This window comes from Bradyrhizobium sp. McL0615 (assembly GCF_049993905.1).
In the GTDB taxonomy this organism is placed as follows: Bacteria; Pseudomonadota; Alphaproteobacteria; order Rhizobiales; family Xanthobacteraceae; genus Bradyrhizobium.
In genome coordinates, this window is sequence record NZ_CP188254.1 from 1,524,984 (window position 1) to 1,542,667 (window position 17,684).

The following is a 17,684-nucleotide window of genomic DNA, read 5'->3' on the forward strand; positions in this document are numbered from 1 at the left end:
CGCCGATCACGGCGCGGTGAACCATACCTTACCGCGCTTTAGGGTTAACAACCTTAGGGCGCGCGGCAGGACTCAGCTGAGCTTAAGAGCGTGCCGGGCCACGAAAGTCATCCGCCAGGGGTTGTGGCCGATGTTCCGATGGGCGCGCGAGGTGGAAAAGCCGGCCCGGGCGAGCTTCTCGATCATCTCGTTCTCGCCGTAGCGCTGCAGCCCGACGCGGGTGCGCAGCTGCCGGTAGTCCGAAAGCGCGGTGCTTGCCAGCCCATACAGGGCGTCTTTCAGGAAGCCGTGGGTGCGTGCGAATTTCAACAGCGCCAGCACGTCACTGGCCATGCCGACTTCGGGCCGCAGGATGTCGCCCAGCACCAGGCGGCCGTTGGGCTTCAACAGCCGGCGAACGACGGCAAACGCCGAATCCAGCTCCTCCGGCGTCATGTATTGCGCGACCGAATTCATGACGACGAGATCGATCGAGCTTTCCGCCATGCGCGTGAGATCTTCGAGCGAGCGGACGCGGATCCTGGTGTTCGGCGCAAAGCGCGCGATCAGCCGGCCGCGGACCCCAGGAGCTGGCTCGGCCAGATAGAGCTGGGCGCAGGCGTCGGCCACCCGGGCGGCGAAGAGCGCCTCGCCACAGGCATAATCCAGCACGACGGAATCGGGCGAGGAGATGTAGCCGATGATGTCGCGCGCGATGATCTGGAAATGCAGGTCGCGATGCAGCTTGCTCGCATAAATCGTATGCGTGGAATCGTAATAATCGATCCATTCGTCCATGCGTGCGCGCCCGGCAAAAACCGCTGGTTCCGGCATCGGAACCAGCCTGAAAGTGATGCGTTAGGTCGTCCGACGGCCAATGTCCACCGCCGCCAAGTCCGTCTCCTAACAGGAAGGTGCAACGTGAGCAAAACCAGCAACAAATCCGACAAGACAGCCCCAGAGCTTGATACCCCGACCGACTTGCCGCAGGCCGCGGTGGACAAGATATCCAAGTCGCTCAATACGCTGCTGGCTGACGCCTTCGCCCTCTACCTGAAGACGAAGAATTTCCACTGGCATGTGAGCGGCCGGCATTTCAACGACTATCACCTGATGCTGGACCAGCAGTCGGACGCGATCTTCGCCACCACCGACCAGCTCGCCGAACGGGTGCGCAAGCTCGGCGGCACCACGATCCGCTCGATCGGGCAGATCGCCAAGCTGCAGACCATCCAGGACAACAACGACGACTATGTGCCGCCGCGCGAAATGCTGCGCGAGCTGATGGAAGACAACAAGAAGATGGCGGCGGCGATGCGCAAGGCCCACAAGCTTTGCGACGATAACGAGGATTCCGGCAGCGCAAGCCTGCTCGAAGTGTTCATCGACGAGACCGAGCGCCGCACCTGGTTCCTGTTCGAGGCCAGCCGTCAGGAAGGTGCCAACGCGGCTTGAGCGCGGTTGCGCTCAAGCAGGCGCGCAGGGTCGGCCTTGCCATCCCTGCGGCGGCTGCCTGCAGGACATTCCCGTCGCGTCCAGGCCGGTTTTGCGGTAGGCTGCGCTGCGGCTTCGAAGGGCGGCTGCCCGAAGCTTTTGCTGCGATCCGAAGGAGGCGGGAGATGCCTATCTCTTTTCCGATGATCGTTTTGAGCTCGCAGATGGTCGTTGCGGTGGCAGACGGCGTGCCTAACTTCGACATTTCCCGGAGTTGCAAGCTCGACGTCGCGGCCACCACCGGCCTCTCCGTTGACCAGTCGATGAAGAGCTGCGTGAATGATGAACAGAAAGCGAAGCGGCAGCTCGCAAGCCAGTGGTCGAAATTCCCCGCGCCAAGCCGGGCAAGCTGCACCTCGCAGGAGAGCATCGGGAGTACGCCGAGCTACGTCAGTTTGCTGACATGCCTGCAGATGGGTCAGTGGACTCGTTAGTTGCTCTGGGCTGGTTTTTCATTCAGGCGATTGGCGCTGGCTGCCTCCAGCCAACGGGGTGATGGCGAGACGAAAGCCTCACGGCGTCAAGCGTGATGATCGAACTCGCTCAGCGCGATGCGCACCTCGCGAGCAAAATCGACCAGCGAGATGGTGAAAGCGCCTAGCGAAATCAGGAAGAAGATGGCCACCCCGCGCTCATGCTGGAGCTCAAAGAACGCGGTTACAAACGCCACGATAACAAGAAGTGTCACCGAAATGCTGGCGACCACCGCCCAGAAGATGGCCCGGTTCATCATGGCCGCCCGGCGCATCAGGCGCGGAAGATCGGCTTTGAGGCGGGATCGGACCGTGTCGTCATCCGGAATCCCGTTCAGGAGCACCGTTCGGTCGATGATTCTGTTCAGGCGGGAAATCAGCACGGCAATGAAGGCCGCCAGTGCGCCGAGAAGGAACGCTGGCGCAGCCGCCTGTGAAATGACGTTCGATAATTGACTGACGGATGGCGTCTCGGTGATCATTGAATCCGTGCTCCGCGATGCTCGTAGAAGAGGGCCGGACCGCCATTGCCCGGAAGGATTGATGGTGCTTCGGTCTTCGACCCGTAGAACCGCATCACAATCGAACGTATTCGCTTTCCGTGCGTGGTATCGATCCAGCCTCGGGATGGTACTTCTTACTTCGTCACGATGCGGCGCGTCAGCATCACGGTGCTGGTCGGAGCCATCGGAGAGATCGCGAACGGCTCCCGAGAACGATCGACCCGCCCCAGCCGCCCCTGATCCTAATATTTTCTGACGATAGGTTTTGTCGTCGGAGGCGCGCCGGGCGCCGGCGGCGAGATGGCGAAGGTGACCCAGGCATTCCAGCCACTTGGACGATTCTCTGCAGCAAACTCTCCGTAAGCCTTGAAATTGAGATAGCCCTGCATGTCGCCGACCGGAAAAAGGAATCCGATCTGGGGACCAATGCCAACCACCTGGGACTGGAAGCAGCCGACACGGTCGCCTGGACCGCTGTCGCAGCCGAGCTCCTTGTAGACATAGCCGACGAGGCCAACCATGACCTGCTTCGACAGGAACTGCGATGCACCCCAGTCGAAATGCATGTCGACGCCGCTCGTATACTGCGTCGATGTATTCTTGGTATTGTAGGTGAAGCCAAGCACGCCGGAGAATTCGTGGCCGGTCGCCGGATTGAAATAGGTGTAGCCGCCGCCGCCGTCGATCGCGCCGTGTCCGATGCCCAGGTTCGACAGGCGGTTGGATTGGTAAGCGCCAACCGGGATGTCGCCGGTGATATAGGTCATGTAGTTGTGGACGCCGGCGTTCCAGCGCAAGGCGAATTGCGGCACCAGATCCCCAAAACCCCACGTCGTATCGCTGATGCTGTCGGACCGCGCGAAGGGGACGCTGTTGCCGAGCGGGCCCGTGACCACGCCGGACAAGGTCCCCGCCAGGCTGGTGCCGACGACGCCATAGGCTGCCACCATGGACACCGACGCCTGGCCGCCGAGAACCGGCGTCTCGAATACATAGGTCGGGATCACAAAGCCAAGATTGCCGGTGGCGTTGACGCTCAAATTCAGATTTGCGTTTACGGTAAGGTTGCCCGGAACCCTGCCGAGCGAGAATTCGCGCGCACGCGCGACGTCGGCGCCCGCGGAGACGGAGGTATGGTAGTAGACCGTCGCCAGCGACCAACCCGGCTGCTGCGGCGTGGCCGCCAAGCTTCCAAAGAAACCGGGAACCCAGAAGCTGACGCCGCCCTCGTCGGCGTGTGCCACGCCGGGAAGGGCGGCCAGCATCGCAATCGACAGGCTGGCACCTGTATATTTGAGAATGGCGTTGAGTCCTCGATTGAATGATTTGTGCGCCATCTGCTGCTCCCAATGCCCTGAGATCACAGTGATCGATCCGAGATTGACATGGATCGAAGGTCCCGTCGTAAGCTATTGGCGTGCTGAAGTGATTCAGATCGAAATTCCATCGCGACTGTTGCGCTAAAGCCGCGAGAAATCGCCGGCTATTCACTCCAACAGGCATTGCCGAAACCATCATCGGCCCCGGCTCATTATCATTGGACGCACTTCCGGGAATCTCTCCTTAGCCAGAAAGGGTTTGGTCGTATCTGAAGCCGGCAAGCCAGCGGCCGGCGTGCCGTCAACTTTCATTGGGCCGAAATGCCCACCGTTGTTTGCGACTTCACGACCGGCGGCGGATTCCATTTGCCGGTCAGCGCTTCCGACTTCGGACTGTAGAGTCGCATGGTCAGGTTGAAGGCTCCCTTCGGCGCCGGAAGCCAGTTGGCTTCCATGTCCTTGCCGGGATTTTCGTTCTGAATGTAGAGGTCAAGGGAGCCGTCGGCATTTTGCTTGAACGGCATCCAGCTGGAGACCGCGAAGCGGTTCAGCACATTGCCGACCTGGAACCCTTCAGGATCGTAAAGGGTGATCGACCAGAAGGCATTGACTGGCGGGGCAGCGCCTTTCTCGAACGTGATGGTGTATTTGTTCGCGCCATCGAGCGGCTTGCCGGATTCGTCGGCGAGATTGAGCGGATAGATGGCATCCTCAGGCAGGTTCGCACCGAGACCGACCTGAGCGACGATCGCGCGCTTCAGGTAGTAGTTTCCGTAAACGCCCATCGTATCGGTGTTCATCGACCAGCCATTGGCAACGCGCGCCAGGGTCGGCACCTTCCAGGCCATCAGCTTCTGCCCGTCCTGCGGTGCGGTTTCCAAAGCCCTTTGTATGACTGGATCAAGCTTGCCGATGTCGAAGCTTTTGCCGGGCTCGATGCCGATCTTCTTCATTTGCGCGATGATCGGCTCGTCGGTGATATGCGGCGGATGAAGCTTGAGTAACTCTGCGGCATTGGCGAAATACACGCCCGCCGTCATGGTATCGACCTGGGTCTTTGGCGGCGTCTTCATGTCGACGCTTGCGTCGATCTTGACCTCGACCGGCTTCGCCGTTCTGCCAAATTCCGAAAGCGGCGTGACCTTGTAGCCGGCCTGGATCTTGCGGACTGCAGCATAGTCCGCCGGGCCGTCGGTCTTGGTGCGGCCAATGACCCAGACATAGGGCGTTGGCGCTTCAATCCGCTGGGTATCCTTCGGAAGTTTGAACTCCTCGGCGAATCTGTCGCGCAGATCCGGCCTCCAGCCCGCGGGCGCCACGAGGAATGTCCCCGCTTGGGTGCCCGTCGTTCGCCAGCCTGGCGACGCAAAGACGTCGGTCCACATGTCGAGCATTGGCAGCAGGTAGTAGCGTCCGTTAGTCTCAGGAACCGAAATGACGACGGGCTCCTTGGTCATGTCCAGCCAGGAGGAGGAATACAACGTATCGAAGTTGGAGCGCACGACACCCTTGAAGTCTGCCGGCGGGTATTCGGGCACGTTGACGAACGTATTCATCGGGCCCTTGAAGGATTCGTTGCCTTGTTCGACGTTTGTAAATTGCTTGCGGGACAGGTCCATCGACATGATGGAGTAGAAATAGACATAAGCGTCGACCGCGATGGCGTGCGCCTCCTGTTCGGTGATTGGCGGCGCCGATTGGGCCAGCGCCGCGGGTGCTGTCGCCGCGCCAAGGCAGAGAGACAATGTCAGTGCCAGGATTCCTCGAAACATGTCGAACCTCCTCTTCTGATGTTTGTTGTGGTTGCTTGTGATCCTCACGTGACGTGAAGTTCGGGCATCCGGCGCCGTCAGGTGCTGCGCATGATCTCCATTGCTTTTGCAGGAATGCGACAAGTGGACGCGGAAGCGTTGTCGCTCCCGAAGCTGGATCGCATGTCTTAACGTGTTATCGGCGGCATAAAACGCCGCGGCGTATGCTGACTTAAATCAAGGGTCTTGGAAAAATGATTCCGAAAGGCTTAACGTTGAGGGTGTCTTAATCCACCTCCACACGCGGTATCCTGACACGGACGGGAAATAGCGGCAAGTGAGGCCGTCATTCTGGCGGCGGCGATGGGCCGAATGGTCAGCGGCGCTTCCATAAGCGCCACGCGGGAAATCCTCCGCAGCAGGCCGCAGGTTGAAGGGCGGCGGCGCCGGCCGGAACGGGGCGCCGGGGGACGAGATGCGCGCAAAAAGCGCACGTCTTTAGATTGTGCTGCAAGATTCCGATAATCAATTTAAGCGAGCCTGTGCGGAGGCTTCGCTATGATGAAAGCCGCCCGAGGCACCCGTGCAGAATGACGCGGGCGCAACCGGTCCGCGCTACTGGCTGTTCTGATTTGGAAATGAGCGATGCAGAAAGTAATTGAATTTCGTGGTCCGCAGTCTGAAGCCGCGGTGGAGCCGCTGGCGGCGCCGCCGGCCATGGAACCGATATTGGCGGTGGTCGATTCATTGTCCCGTACCCTTAATTGCATCAAGACCATGTGCGCGACCGAGCCGAACGGGCCGATCCGCGACCAACTGGAGACGGAACGGGCAAACCTCGTCATTGGGCTTTTTGTCGCCCGGGTCGCCGCGATGCGGCTGTCGTCCGGCGAGCAGGCAGCGGAGGCTTCAGCCAGCGCGAACGTGCCGATCGCCCGCCGCGGCTGACGGTCGCGGCCGTATTATCGCGCGCTGCGCTTCCACAGCCTGACCAGCGGGCCGTCGGCGCCCCTGACCGGATCGGTCTTCGGCAGTTTTACTTCCGGGATCGTCTTCAGCGCCTTGGCATGATTGTCCGGCGTCGGCCGTGTGATCTGCATCGGCGGTCCCGGCGGATAGGCGCCGACCACGCAGAAATCTTCGCTGGCCGAGATCAACTGATGCCCCGTGCCCGCGGGCAGGATCGCAACGTCGCCCGCAGATATATCGAGCGCCTTGCCGTGGTCGCCGCCGAACTGCACGCGCGCATGCCCGCGGGCGACACCCAGCACCTCATGCACGGTGGCATGATAGTGCGCATAATCATAAACGCCGTTGCGCCACATCGCGCCCCAGCCATTGGCGCCGAACAGTCCCTCGATGGTCTTTTCCGGGTGATCGTTGGCGACGTCGACCGCGCCCTTGTAGACCAGGAACGGCATCGGATTGTTGGGCACGAGGCCGTCGTCCTCGAAGATGATAGTGAGGGGCTCGATATCGGTACTGACGACGGACATGAGCTTCCTCCGGTTTCGTAGTTTCGTAGGGTGGGCAAAGCGAAGCGTGCCCACCATTCCGAGTAAAGCGTGAAATGGCGGGCACGGCGCAAATGCGCCTTTCCCCACCCTACAATTCTACAAATTCAAATCCGCCGCTCACGTTCCCTTCGGAATCTCGAAAACCAGACACGTCGTTGTCGCATGCGCGAGCAGCCGGCCTTTGGCGTCGGTGATGCGCGCCTCGGCCGTCGCGGCGCGGCGGCCGACGCTGAGCGTCTTGCCCTCGGTACGCACCGGGCCGGTATCCTCCGTCATGCCCTTGATGAAGGAGATCTTGAATTCGAGCGTGGTGTAGCCGGTGCCGGCGGGTAGCGCGCTGTGAACCGCAAGCCCCATCGCGGAATCCAGGAGAATCGCGGCATAGCCGCCATGCACCGAGCCGATCGGGTTGTAATGCCGGAAGCCCGGCATGCTGTGAAAAACCACATGGCCGGTCTCGGCGCTGGAATCGAATGGCTCGACATTCTGCATGATCGGCGGCGCCGGCAATCTGCCCTCAAAGATGGCGCGGACGAAATCGAGGCCGGACATCGACGCCATCACGTGGGTAGGGGTCACGCCGTATTCGACCGTCGGGGCGGCGGTTACATTATCCATGTAGTATTCCTATCGTTATAATTACGATCATCATACTAAGGGAATATCACCAAGTCAGTGCATTCGTCACATGATATCGCATCATGCCCCGGATTTGGTCCGCTCATGCGAATCTAAAGAAGCCATCGAGCTTGCGTTCGCGCGACTCGTTGGCTCACAATGGTGGTGGAGGGCGTTTACGCCCGCTTGTTCGCCCGCATCAGATCCGCGAACCGCTTGAACAGGTAGTGCGAGTCGCGCGGGCCCGGCGAGGCCTCGGGGTGGTACTGCACGGAAAACACCGGCTTGCCCTTGAGCTCGATGCCGCAGTTGGAGCCGTCGAACAGCGAGATGTGGGTCTGCGTCGCGTTCTCCGGCAGCGTCGCCTGATCCACGGCAAAGCCGTGGTTCATCGAGGTGATCTCCACCTTGCCGGTGGTCTCGTCCTTGACCGGATGATTGGCGCCGTGATGGCCCTGATGCATCTTCATGGTCTTGGCGCCGACGGCCAGGCCCAGCATCTGGTGACCGAGGCAGATGCCGAAGGTCGGCGTGCCCGAGGCAATCACCTGCTGGATCACGGGCACCGCGTATTTGCCTGTCGCGGCCGGGTCGCCCGGGCCGTTGGAGAGGAACACGCCGTCCGGCTTCATCGCCAGAATGTCTTCGGCAGAGGTCGTCGCCGGCACCACCGTGACCTTGCAGCCTTCACCGGCGAGCAGCCGCAAAATATTGCGCTTGATGCCGTAGTCGATCGCGACCACGTTGAACTCCGGCGCGCTCTGCCGGCCAAAGCCCTTTTCCCACGCCCAGGGCGTCTCGTCCCAGGTGAAGCGCTGGGCTGACGTGACCATCGGCACCAGGTCCATGCCTTCGAGGCCGGGCCATTCGCGCGCCTCTTCCTTTAGGCCATGCAGATCGAACTCGCCATTTTTGGCATGGACGATCACTGCATTCGGCATGCCCTTGGTGCGGATCAGCGCGGTGAGCGCGCGGGTGTCGATGCCGGACAGGCCGATGATGCCGCGCGCCTTCAGCCACTGGTCGAGATGCTTGGTGGCGCGGTAGTTCGAGGGATCGGTGATGGCCGAGCGCATGATCACGCCGCGCGCGCCCGGCGTCGCCGCCATGTTCACCGTCTCGATGTCTTCATCGTTGGTGCCGACATTGCCGATGTGCGGGAAGGTGAAGGTGATCAGCTGGCCGGCATAGGACGGATCGGTGAGGATCTCTTCGTAACCGGTCATCGCGGTGTTGAAGCAGACCTCGCCGACGGCGTGGCCTTCCGCGCCGAGGCCAAAACCTTCCAGCACGGTACCGTCGGCAAGCACGAGGAGCGCGGTCGGTTTGTGATCCGGCCAGGCTGAGGAATTATCGGATGTTGTCATGAGCGCACTTCATAGTCGCAAGCACCCCCGCGCGTCAAAGCCGGAAGGCCAAGAAAAGCGGGGATTCACATGCGTTTGCCGCATATTTGACAGTCGGTTGCGCCGCGTCAGCGCTTTTTGGCCAAATCGGCCCGAATCGGCCCGGCTCGGCTTAACCAATTCCGAGGCCGACGCCTCCCATTCCGACTGGTCTGCCCGTCCGCGGGCGCGCGCCAGTGGCGTGGCGCGTGCAGCCCCTATATAGACGCGGAATCTTCCGATAGACCAAGGCCCTTCCGGCGGCACCATTTAATGAGGCAACCATGCTGCGCGACGACATCAACAACGCGGTCAAGGAGGCCATGAAGGCCAAGGAAGAGCGCAAGCTCTCCACGCTACGCATGGTCAATTCAACCATCAAGAACGCCGACATCGACGCGCGCGGGCAGGGCAAGCCGCCGCTGTCGGACGCCGATCTGCTCGGCGTATTTCAGAAAATGATCAAGCAGCGCCAGGAATCGGTCGAGCTCTACGACAAGGGCGGCCGCGCCGAACTCGCTGCGCAGGAGCGCGAGGAGATCGCGATCATCTCGGCCTATCTGCCGAAGCAGATGTCGGAGGACGAGATGAAAGCCTCGATCGCGGCCGCGATCGCGGAGACCGGCGCCGCCGGCATGAAGGACATGGGCAAGGTGATCGGCGTGCTGCGCGCAAGATTCGCCGGGCAAATGGATTTTGGTAAAGCCAGCGGCATGGTGAAGGCGACGCTGTCGTCTTAGGCTCGCCCAATTGAGGTAGGGCAGCTGTGAGCTCTCGTGCTGCGTTCGCGGCTTGCCGGATCGTGCGCTAGAATTGGCCCGGTTGAGCCGGTGGAGCAGGCCAATCCGACTTGATGTTGTTCGGGTTCTGCCGATCGAACAGATCCTGTCTCAAGATAAAGCCGCTTCCACTCCAGATCGGCACGCGCTTGACTTGAGTGGCGTCCTGGGCAGGCGGAGCAGCGTAATGTCTGCTCTTGCCGAACGCTGTCGTCGCGAATGCGACTTCAAGGATGCACAGTATCGCCAGCATGCGTGTCTTTGTCATGGAAACACCTCCGGGGAACTATTTTACCGTGACGCTACGGTTCCATTACATGTGAACCGGGATGGCAGCCTCTCACGCGTGCGTTCTATTGGCCTATTGAAGAGATCACAGAATATACAGTCGCTTGGCCGCGTTAAGGGCCTCGGTGCAGCCTTCCAAGTCACCTGCGGCGTCAAGCCGCTTGGCGCGTGCCATGGTCACCGCGAATTGCGATCTGAGCTGCGCTTGTTCCCGTTTTACGGAAGCGACCGTGGGCTGCCGGTCCAGTTGCGCCGCTGTCGACTGAGGCGCCATCAATCCTGCCATCGGATTGCCAGCTGATTGGCGAATAGCAGCTTCGAACTCTGCAATCGCGGCCTTACACGGGCCGGCATGAGCCCAGGTTGAACTCAAAGCGAGAACTGCGCTGACCATGAGAGCCGATCTTATTCGAAGTTTGGACATTTGAACCTCGGCATTGATGCGGGTGTCAGGTTATGGCCAGGCCGCTGAAGTGCCGGAGCCGATGCCTTCGGAATTGAAGTCGAGCTCGACCGTTGGTGGGCTCGTCCAAGAGCAATGCCGGCCTGCCCATCAGCCGGTACAACCATAGCACACAGGCCGGATTAGCCCAACGGATCCGAGCAAACCGCTGACAGTGTCGGGTAATTCGGCGGCGGGACTACGGGACAAGCGCTGCTCAAGGACTGCACGTCAATTGGCTTTTAATGTTGTGAACGCGTGAAGGGCACGAAGCGCACGGGGGCGACGGCGCGAGTTGTCGTCTTGTCAGGGGCGATCTTCTCGACGACCGTGAGATGTTGGGTGCCGTATTCGGCTCCCACAGGCATGACGAGCCGACCACTCACTTTGAGCTGCTCGATCAGCGGCGGCGGTACCTGCCCGAGCGCGGCGGTCACGACGATGGCGTCAAAAGGACCGCACTCGGGCCAGCCAGCATAGCCGTCACCCAGCCTGACGGTTACATTGTCATACCCGAGGTCTTTGAGTGTTTTCGCGGCGGCCTCGGCCAATGGCGGGATGATCTCGATGGTGCAGACCTTCCGCGCCAGGTGCGCAAGGACGGCGGCCTGATAGCCCGAACCCGTGCCGACTTCGAGCACGACATGATCGGGCGCGACCTCGGCCAACTGGGTCATCAAGGCCACGATGAACGGCTGCGATATGGTCTGGCCGCGGCCGATCGGAACCGGCATGTCCGCGTACGCAATCGAGCAGGATCGCGCGGGAATGAACAGATGGCGTTTCGTTTGCCCAATGGCCTCAAGGACCCGCTCCGAAAAACCCTGCTGTCCCGAAACGACGGCATGGGACCGGGCATAGTCCTTGATGGTTTCGACCATGGCGGCGCGTTCGCGGACGCATTGTGCGTCCTCCTGCGCGGTCGCATCCCGCGCGCCGGCAACCATGGAAAGCACCAGCAGCAAGGTCTTCATGATTTTGCTCCCGCCGGTCCACGTTTAGCGGCGACCGCTTGAGCGCAGCGAGAGGATTCGACCGATCAGCCGTTCAAGCGAAACACGGCGTCCAGCGAATGACCGCAATGCGTTCAGGCGGTCCTCCAGCAAGTCTTGATACCATGCCTGCACCTGACCGGTAAGCCGCCCCCTCGGCACACATTGCCGCGGCTGAAGCGGAAGGCCGCCCGCCATCGGGAACCTTTCCGCCGACGTGACATCCAATGGGTTCAAGCTCCCTTGGCAATCGTCGTGGAAAGGCATCTCAATGAATCCGAACGTACATGCGCTGGATCGCGCAAGAGCGTCGCTGTCCGAGATCCAGCGGCCAAGCAGGGCCGAGGTCGAGTCGGCGGTTCGCACCATCATCCGATGGACCGGCGAAGATCCTGATAGGGACGGCCTGCGTGAGACGCCGGCGCGTGTGACGCGCTCGTTCGAGGAATTCTTTTCGGGCTATAGTCAGAATCCCGTTGAGATCCTGGAGAAGACCTTCGAAGAGATCGAGGGCTATGACGAGATGATCGTGCTGCGCGGCATCCGTTTTGAGAGCCATTGCGAACACCACATGGCGCCGATCATCGGCCAGGCCTGGGTGGCCTACATTCCAAATGGCCGCGTGGTCGGTATCAGCAAGCTGGCGCGCGTCGTCGACGTCTATGCCAAGCGCCTGCAGATTCAGGAAAAGATGACGGCGCAGATCGCCAACACCATCAATGACGTCCTGGAACCGCAGGGGGTCGGCGTCATTATAAAGGCGTCGCACCACTGCATGACGACCCGCGGCGTGCACAAGCCGGACACCGACCTCGTGACCAGTCGCATGTTGGGCTGTTTTCGCGACAACGCGCTGACCCGTCAGGAATTTTTGGGAATGGCGACATAGCGCCGACGAGAGCGGCGCAACACAGCGGAGGAAGACATGGCCGATCAGCAAGCGCCGCCCGCCGGGCCCGATCTGTCAAAGGGCATAACCCTGTCCGAATTCGCGGGCGAGATGCTGCTCGGCCACGTCGGCGACGATGAAGTGCTGCTGGTACGTTCGGGTTCGGAGATTTTTGCGATCGGCGCGCATTGCAGCCATTATCACGGGCCGCTCGCCGAAGGCCTCGTGACCGGCGGGGGCATCCGTTGTCCCTGGCATCACGCCTGTTTCGATTTGCGCACCGGGGAAGCCACAAGGGCGCCGGCGCTCAGTCCGGTGGCGGTCTGGCAGGTCGAGCTTGAAGATGGCCGCGTCTTCGTTCGGGAAAAGCGTGAACAGCCGAAGCCGCGGATGAAGGGCGCCATCGATGCGCCCGGCAGGATCGTGATTGTCGGCGGCGGCGCGGCGGGCTTTGCCGCCGCCGAGATGCTGCGGCGACAGGATTACCGCGGCAGCATCGTGATGCTGAGCCATGAGGCTGCAGCGCCGGTAGACCGGCCAAACCTGTCAAAAGACTATCTCGCCGGCAGCGCGCCGGAGGACTGGCTGCCGCTGCGGCCGGATGATTTCTACGCTGAGGCGAAGATCGACCTGCGGCTCACCACCGAGGTCACGTCAATCGACACCAACGCGCGCCATGTCGTCACGGCTGACGGCGAGACCATCCCCTACGACCGGTTGCTGCTGGCGACCGGCGCGGAGCCGGTGCGGCTGCCGATACCGGGCGCGGACCAGCCGCATGTTCACGTGCTGCGCTCGCTGGCCGATTCCCGCGCCATCATTGCGTTGGCCGATGGCGCACGGCGCGCGGTCGTAATCGGTGCGAGCTTTATCGGGCTCGAGGCCGCAGCGTCGTTGCGCGCGAGAGACGTCGAGGTCCACGTCGTTGGCCTCGAGCAGCGGCCGATGGAACGCGTGCTGGGACCTGAGATGGGCGACTTCGTCCGCGCCTTGCATGAAGAGCACGGCGTCATTTTCCATCTCGGCGACACCGTGACCGCGATCGACGGCAAGCGCACGACGTTGAAAAGCGGCGGCGCGATCGAGGCCGATATCGTGGTGGTCGGCGTCGGCGTGCGCCCGCGACTTGGATTGGCGGAGAAAGCGGGGCTCGCGATCGATCGCGGTGTCACCGTCAACGCCTATCTGGAAACCAGCGTGCCCGGCATCTATGCGGCGGGCGATATCGCGCGCTGGCCCGATCCGCATTCCCTTGAGACCATTCGTGTCGAACATTGGGTGGTGGCCGAACGCCAGGGCCAGACCGCCGCGCGCAACATGCTCGGTCAGCGCGAGCCTTTCCATGCCGTGCCGTTCTTCTGGAGCCAGCATTACGATGTGCCGATCAATTATGTCGGCCACGCCGAGAAGTGGGACGAAATCGTTGTCGACGGCGACATCGCCGGAAAGGATTGCCTGCTGCAATACAAGCGCAACGGCCGCGTGCTCGCCGTTGCCTCCATCTATCGCGATGTCGCAAGCCTCGAGGCGGAGCTCGCGATGGAGAGGGCCCGGTCTCCTTAGGTCAAGCAAAACGTCTGTCTTCGTCATGCCCGGGTTGGTGCCGGGCATCCACGCCATTGTCGGCGGCCTGCCGAAGGCAGCGCTGACGGGCTGAGTTCGCCGGCCATTCGATGGACCGCACGCCGGCGTCGCAGGCATGCATTCGCTGGCTATTGCTCATCACGGGGGCTACTGGACCTGTTGGCTGAAATGGGGAATTGTTTGCGTGAGTTCTGCACCTCATTCGACGGACAAATTTCATGTCAGCTTCGGTCGCCGGAAATGTTGATGCTACACGACCCCTGTTGTTTCAGCCGTTCAAGATCCGCGACCTGACGCTGAAGAACCGCCTGGTGGTTCCGCCGATGGTGCACTATCGCGCCGGGCCCGGCAGCACCTGCGGCATCTTTCACAACGTGCATCTCGGTCGCTATGCGCTCGGCGGATTCGGGATGGTGTTTGTCGAGGCAACCGGGGTCGAAGAGGTCGGCCTGATCAACGAGCATGACCTCGGCATCTGGAACGATGCGCAAGTGGAGAGCTTCAAGCCGCTGATCGCCTTCATGAAGGGCGAGAACACCGCGATCGGCATTCAGCTCGCGCACGGCGGCCGCAAATCGTCCTCGCAGCGCGCGATGGACGGCATGGGGCCGCTGACGCCGGAGCAGATCAAGGCCGGTGCCAGGCTGTGGCAGCCGGTGGGGCCGACCAGCGAGCCCGTTGCGGATGGATGGCTGACCCCGCGCCAGCTCACTACCGAGGAGTGCCGGGCGATGGTCGGCACCTGGGCGAGGGCTGCCCGTAACGCGGTTGCTGCCGGGTTTGATGCGATCGAGGTCCACACCGCGCACGGCTATCTGCTCGCCTCGTTTCTCTCGCCTATTTCCAACACGCGCAATGACGAATATGGCGGCGACCGTAAGGGGCGCATGCGTCTGCCGCTCGATATCGTCGAAGCGGTGCGGCGCGAGATGCCGGATGGCATGCCGCTGTTCGTGCGCGTCTCGTCGGTCGACGGGGCAAAGGACGGCTGGAACATGGACGACACCGTGGTGTTTGCCCGGGAGTTGAAGGCCCGCGGCGTCGACGTGATCGACTGTTCCTCCGGCGGCATTTCAGGCTCGGCGACGGCGGCGCAAGTGCCGCGTGGTCTCGGCTTCCAGGTGCCCTACGCCGAACGTGTCCGCAACGAGGTGGGCATCGCGTCGATGGCAGTCGGCATCATCCTGGAAGCGCAGCAGGCGGAAGCGATCCTGCAGAACGGGCAGGCCGACCTGATCGCGGTCGGGCGGCAATCCCAGTTCAACCCCAACATCGCACATCACTGGGCCCATGATCTCGGGATCAACCGGAAGTTCGAGGACTGGGCGGGGGAATATGGCTGGTGGCTCGAGAAGCGAATTCGAACCATGGAAGGGTTCGCTACGCCGGTAGGGGCCGTCACGCAGAGATAAATTTCTCGCTGTCATGCCCGGGCTTGTCCCGGGCATCCACGTCTTTAAAATCAAGCAAAAGCAAAAACGAGGTGGCCGGATCAAGTCAGGCCACGACGAGGGACGGAAACGACAAACGCCATGCTCACCGAAGCCGCCACGTACGACGAGCTCTACCGTAACTTTCGCTGGGAGGTTCCCGCTCGTTTCAATATGGCGACCGCGTGCTGCGATCGTTATGCCGACGGCACCGGCCGGCTCGCGCTCGTTTACGTCGATGAGGACGGCGCCACCACGCGCACCTCGTTCGACGAGGTCGCCGAGCAGTCGCGCCGTTTCGCCAACGTTCTGAAGGCTGATGGGCTCTCGCGCGGCGACCGCGTCGCGGTGTTTCTGTCGCAGTCCCTTGAATTGCCGATCGCGCATCTCGCGGCATTTCGTTCAGCCATGATCTCGATCCCGCTGTTTGCGCTGTTCGGCGAGGACGCACTGGAATTCCGCCTGTCGAATTCGGAAGCCAAGGCCATCGTCACCGATGAATCTGGCTGGGACAAGCTCGCAAAAATCCGCGATCGCCTTCCCGCGCTGAAGAACGTCTATGTCATTGGCGGCAAGGCGCCAGCCGGGACAAAACCGTTCTGGTCTTCCCTGAAAGCGGCATCGCCGGATTTTACGACCGTCGACACCTCCTGCGACGACCCCGCTTTGATCATCTACACTTCGGGCACCACGGGAAATCCAAAGGGCGCGCTGCACGCCCATCGCGTGGTGCTCGGCCATCTGCCGAATGTCGAGATGTGCCACAACTTCCTGCCCCGGCCCGGCGACCTGATGTGGACGCCGGCCGACTGGGCCTGGATCGGCGGGCTGATCAACGCCCTGTTTGCGTTCTGGTATCACGGCATTCCGCTGGTCGGCCACCGCGCGCGCAAATTCGAGCCGCAGGCGGCGATGGCGATGATGGCTGGACTTTCCATCCGCAACACATTCCTGCCCCCGACCGCACTGAAACTGATGCGGCAGGCCGGCGTCAAAAATCCCGGTGTAAAACTGCGCAGCATTTTTACGGGCGGTGAATCTCTCGGTGGCGAGCTGCTGGGGTGGGTGCGTGAAACCTTTGGCATCGATGCACATGAAGTGTTCGGCCAGACCGAATGCAACCTCGTAATCGGCAGCAATTCGAATCTGTTTCCGATTCGCCCCGGTTCGATGGGCAGGGCGACGCCGGGCTTCGACGTCCGCATCGTCAACGACAAAGGCGAGGAGTTGCCGAAGGGCGAGCGCGGCATCATCGGCGTGCGTCAGCCGTGCCCGTGCACGATGATCGAATACTGGAAGAATCCGGACGCGACCGCCAAAAAATACGCCGGCGAATTCTTGCTGACCGGGGATCTCGGCGTGCAGGATGAGGACGGTTATTTCTGGTACGTCAGCCGCGAGGACGACGTCATTACCACCGCCGGCTATCGCGTCGGCCCCTCCGAAATCGAGCATACGCTGATGAAGCATCCGGCGGTGGCGATGTCGGCGGTGGTCGGCATTCCCGATCCGATCCGCACCGAGTCGATCAAGGCGTGGATCGTGCTGCGCCCGGGCTTTGCGGCGAGCGATGAACTGGCGCGCGAGATCCAGGAGTTCGTCAAAGTGCAGCTTGCTGCCCACGAATATCCGCGCTTCGTGCAGTTCGCCGACACGCTGCCGATGACGGCGACGGGGAAGGTGCTGCGGCGGGAATTGCGGGCGCTGGGGTAGCATTGGTTCGAGGGGCAAATGAAAAAAACTGCCAAGCGCGCTGCGGGCTTGCATCGCGTCTCGCTCACGAAGCTCCACGATTTGGACGCCGCGCTTGAGCTCATGTATTACGGCTGGCGCGGCATGACGCTGATGGCCGACCAGTATCTTGCGACGCTTGGCCTGTCGCGCCCGCATCACCGCATTCTCTATGTCGTCGCGCGACAGCCCGACATCTCGATCGGCGCGCTGATCGAGGTGCTCGGCATTTCCAAGCAGGCCTTGAACCGGCCGCTCAGCCTGTTGCTGCAACGTGACCTGCTGACATCCAGGCGATCGGTCGAGCAGCATCGCTCCAAATTGCTGCGCCTGACGCCGGAAGGACAACGCGTCGAAGCGCGGGCGTCTGAATATGAGCGCAAGGTGCTGCGCGCGGCGTTCGACCGTGTCGGCAAGTCCGGCGCCGCGGCATGGATGACGGTGATGGAAGTTATCGCCGACAACAACTGACGATTCATCTAAGGTCAATATAGTTGACATGAGGGATGC

At 61.7% G+C, this 17,684-nt stretch carries 19 protein-coding genes; 9 read left to right on the plus strand and 10 right to left on the minus strand.

Going from position 1 to position 17,684, the window contains the following annotated elements; translation table 11 throughout:
• Positions 1–72 precede the first annotated feature (72 nt).
• Positions 73–777, minus strand: coding sequence for a class I SAM-dependent methyltransferase (locus tag ACPPVP_RS07250; protein WP_426532656.1), 705 nt, complete (start codon positions 775–777; stop codon positions 73–75).
• A gap of 123 nt (positions 778–900) precedes the next feature.
• Here ACPPVP_RS07250 and ACPPVP_RS07255 point away from each other — a divergent pair, with 123 nt between their 5' ends.
• Together ACPPVP_RS07255 and ACPPVP_RS07260 are read left to right on the plus strand one after the other, a co-directional pair.
• Positions 901–1,434, plus strand: coding sequence for a Dps family protein (locus tag ACPPVP_RS07255; RefSeq protein ID WP_426532658.1), 534 nt, complete (start codon positions 901–903; stop codon positions 1,432–1,434).
• Between the two features lie 164 nt (positions 1,435–1,598).
• Positions 1,599–1,907 (plus strand): hypothetical protein, encoded by a 309-nt coding sequence (locus ACPPVP_RS07260; protein ID WP_426532660.1) that lies wholly within the window; start codon positions 1,599–1,601, stop codon positions 1,905–1,907.
• 86 nt (positions 1,908–1,993) lie between these two features.
• Here ACPPVP_RS07260 and ACPPVP_RS07265 read toward each other — a convergent pair whose 3' ends face one another.
• From ACPPVP_RS07265 to ACPPVP_RS07275, 3 genes are all read right to left on the minus strand, one after another.
• Positions 1,994–2,428: a DUF2721 domain-containing protein gene (locus tag ACPPVP_RS07265; protein WP_426532662.1), complete on the minus strand. Its 435-nt coding sequence runs from the start codon at positions 2,426–2,428 to the stop codon at positions 1,994–1,996.
• Positions 2,429–2,691: 263 nt separating this feature from the next.
• Positions 2,692–3,714, minus strand: coding sequence for a SphA family protein (locus ACPPVP_RS07270; protein WP_426537707.1), 1,023 nt, complete (start codon positions 3,712–3,714; stop codon positions 2,692–2,694).
• A gap of 362 nt (positions 3,715–4,076) precedes the next feature.
• Positions 4,077–5,540 (minus strand): DUF1254 domain-containing protein, encoded by a 1,464-nt coding sequence (locus ACPPVP_RS07275; RefSeq protein ID WP_426532664.1) that lies wholly within the window; start codon positions 5,538–5,540, stop codon positions 4,077–4,079.
• 624 nt (positions 5,541–6,164) lie between these two features.
• Here ACPPVP_RS07275 and ACPPVP_RS07280 point away from each other — a divergent pair.
• Complete coding sequence (locus ACPPVP_RS07280) at positions 6,165–6,467, plus strand: hypothetical protein (protein ID WP_426532666.1); 303 nt, start codon at positions 6,165–6,167, stop codon at positions 6,465–6,467.
• Positions 6,468–6,481: 14 nt separating this feature from the next.
• Here the strand turns inward: ACPPVP_RS07280 and ACPPVP_RS07285 are convergent, their stop codons facing one another.
• The 3 genes from ACPPVP_RS07285 to carA form a co-directional block, all read right to left on the minus strand.
• The gene (locus ACPPVP_RS07285) at positions 6,482–7,015 is read right to left on the minus strand and encodes a cupin domain-containing protein (RefSeq protein ID WP_426532668.1); all 534 of its coding nucleotides are present in this window, start codon (positions 7,013–7,015) and stop codon (positions 6,482–6,484) included.
• A gap of 138 nt (positions 7,016–7,153) precedes the next feature.
• Positions 7,154–7,654: a PaaI family thioesterase gene (locus ACPPVP_RS07290; protein WP_426532670.1), complete on the minus strand. Its 501-nt coding sequence runs from the start codon at positions 7,652–7,654 to the stop codon at positions 7,154–7,156.
• A gap of 176 nt (positions 7,655–7,830) precedes the next feature.
• Positions 7,831–9,021, minus strand: coding sequence for a glutamine-hydrolyzing carbamoyl-phosphate synthase small subunit (gene carA / locus ACPPVP_RS07295; RefSeq protein WP_426532672.1), 1,191 nt, complete (start codon positions 9,019–9,021; stop codon positions 7,831–7,833).
• Positions 9,022–9,323: 302 nt separating this feature from the next.
• Between carA and ACPPVP_RS07300 the strand changes: the two genes are divergently transcribed.
• Positions 9,324–9,779, plus strand: coding sequence for a GatB/YqeY domain-containing protein (locus ACPPVP_RS07300; RefSeq protein ID WP_426532674.1), 456 nt, complete (start codon positions 9,324–9,326; stop codon positions 9,777–9,779).
• A gap of 67 nt (positions 9,780–9,846) precedes the next feature.
• On the opposite strand, the gene ACPPVP_RS07305 is transcribed toward ACPPVP_RS07300, so the two are convergent.
• From ACPPVP_RS07305 to ACPPVP_RS07315, 3 genes are all read right to left on the minus strand, one after another.
• Positions 9,847–10,086, minus strand: coding sequence for a hypothetical protein (locus tag ACPPVP_RS07305; RefSeq protein ID WP_426532676.1), 240 nt, complete (start codon positions 10,084–10,086; stop codon positions 9,847–9,849).
• Between the two features lie 105 nt (positions 10,087–10,191).
• The gene (locus tag ACPPVP_RS07310) at positions 10,192–10,530 is read right to left on the minus strand and encodes a hypothetical protein (RefSeq protein ID WP_426532677.1); all 339 of its coding nucleotides are present in this window, start codon (positions 10,528–10,530) and stop codon (positions 10,192–10,194) included.
• 260 nt (positions 10,531–10,790) lie between these two features.
• Positions 10,791–11,522 carry a protein-L-isoaspartate(D-aspartate) O-methyltransferase gene (locus ACPPVP_RS07315; RefSeq protein WP_426532679.1) on the minus strand — a complete coding sequence of 244 codons (732 nt, stop codon included), beginning with the start codon at positions 11,520–11,522 and terminating at the stop codon, positions 10,791–10,793.
• 289 nt (positions 11,523–11,811) lie between these two features.
• Between ACPPVP_RS07315 and folE the strand changes: the two genes are divergently transcribed.
• The 5 genes from folE to ACPPVP_RS07340 all read left to right on the plus strand — a co-directional run bounded on the left by folE (position 11,812) and on the right by ACPPVP_RS07340 (position 17,645).
• Positions 11,812–12,429, plus strand: a complete 618-nt coding sequence (gene folE / locus ACPPVP_RS07320; RefSeq protein WP_426532681.1) for a GTP cyclohydrolase I FolE — start codon at positions 11,812–11,814, stop codon at positions 12,427–12,429.
• Positions 12,430–12,465: 36 nt separating this feature from the next.
• Positions 12,466–13,992, plus strand: coding sequence for an FAD-dependent oxidoreductase (locus ACPPVP_RS07325; protein ID WP_426532683.1), 1,527 nt, complete (start codon positions 12,466–12,468; stop codon positions 13,990–13,992).
• Positions 13,993–14,231: 239 nt separating this feature from the next.
• Positions 14,232–15,425, plus strand: coding sequence for an NADH:flavin oxidoreductase/NADH oxidase (locus ACPPVP_RS07330; protein ID WP_426532685.1), 1,194 nt, complete (start codon positions 14,232–14,234; stop codon positions 15,423–15,425).
• A 120-nt stretch (positions 15,426–15,545) separates the two neighbouring features.
• On the plus strand, positions 15,546–17,156 hold the full coding sequence (locus ACPPVP_RS07335) for an acyl-CoA synthetase (protein ID WP_426532687.1): 1,611 nt from the start codon (positions 15,546–15,548) through the stop codon (positions 17,154–17,156).
• Positions 17,157–17,174: 18 nt separating this feature from the next.
• Complete coding sequence (locus ACPPVP_RS07340; protein ID WP_426532689.1) at positions 17,175–17,645, plus strand: MarR family winged helix-turn-helix transcriptional regulator; 471 nt, start codon at positions 17,175–17,177, stop codon at positions 17,643–17,645.
• The last annotated feature ends 39 nt before the right edge of the window (positions 17,646–17,684 follow it).

Coding starts and splice junctions, on each gene's coding strand:
- ACPPVP_RS07260 (WP_426532660.1), top strand. CDS start 1,599: ATGCCTATCTCTTTTCCGATGATCGTTTTGAGCTCGCAGATGGTCGTT.
- carA (WP_426532672.1), bottom strand. CDS start 9,021: ATGACAACATCCGATAATTCCTCAGCCTGGCCGGATCACAAACCGACC.
- ACPPVP_RS07280 (WP_426532666.1), top strand. CDS start 6,165: ATGCAGAAAGTAATTGAATTTCGTGGTCCGCAGTCTGAAGCCGCGGTG.
- ACPPVP_RS07270 (WP_426537707.1), bottom strand. CDS start 3,714: ATGCTGGCCGCCCTTCCCGGCGTGGCACACGCCGACGAGGGCGGCGTC.
- ACPPVP_RS07265 (WP_426532662.1), bottom strand. CDS start 2,428: ATGATCACCGAGACGCCATCCGTCAGTCAATTATCGAACGTCATTTCA.
- ACPPVP_RS07305 (WP_426532676.1), bottom strand. CDS start 10,086: ATGACAAAGACACGCATGCTGGCGATACTGTGCATCCTTGAAGTCGCA.
- ACPPVP_RS07300 (WP_426532674.1), top strand. CDS start 9,324: ATGCTGCGCGACGACATCAACAACGCGGTCAAGGAGGCCATGAAGGCC.
- ACPPVP_RS07340 (WP_426532689.1), top strand. CDS start 17,175: ATGAAAAAAACTGCCAAGCGCGCTGCGGGCTTGCATCGCGTCTCGCTC.
- ACPPVP_RS07325 (WP_426532683.1), top strand. CDS start 12,466: ATGGCCGATCAGCAAGCGCCGCCCGCCGGGCCCGATCTGTCAAAGGGC.
- ACPPVP_RS07250 (WP_426532656.1), bottom strand. CDS start 777: ATGGACGAATGGATCGATTATTACGATTCCACGCATACGATTTATGCG.
- ACPPVP_RS07335 (WP_426532687.1), top strand. CDS start 15,546: ATGCTCACCGAAGCCGCCACGTACGACGAGCTCTACCGTAACTTTCGC.
- ACPPVP_RS07315 (WP_426532679.1), bottom strand. CDS start 11,522: ATGAAGACCTTGCTGCTGGTGCTTTCCATGGTTGCCGGCGCGCGGGAT.
- ACPPVP_RS07330 (WP_426532685.1), top strand. CDS start 14,232: ATGTCAGCTTCGGTCGCCGGAAATGTTGATGCTACACGACCCCTGTTG.
- ACPPVP_RS07275 (WP_426532664.1), bottom strand. CDS start 5,540: ATGTTTCGAGGAATCCTGGCACTGACATTGTCTCTCTGCCTTGGCGCG.
- ACPPVP_RS07310 (WP_426532677.1), bottom strand. CDS start 10,530: ATGTCCAAACTTCGAATAAGATCGGCTCTCATGGTCAGCGCAGTTCTC.
- ACPPVP_RS07285 (WP_426532668.1), bottom strand. CDS start 7,015: ATGTCCGTCGTCAGTACCGATATCGAGCCCCTCACTATCATCTTCGAG.
- folE (WP_426532681.1), top strand. CDS start 11,812: ATGAATCCGAACGTACATGCGCTGGATCGCGCAAGAGCGTCGCTGTCC.
- ACPPVP_RS07290 (WP_426532670.1), bottom strand. CDS start 7,654: ATGGATAATGTAACCGCCGCCCCGACGGTCGAATACGGCGTGACCCCT.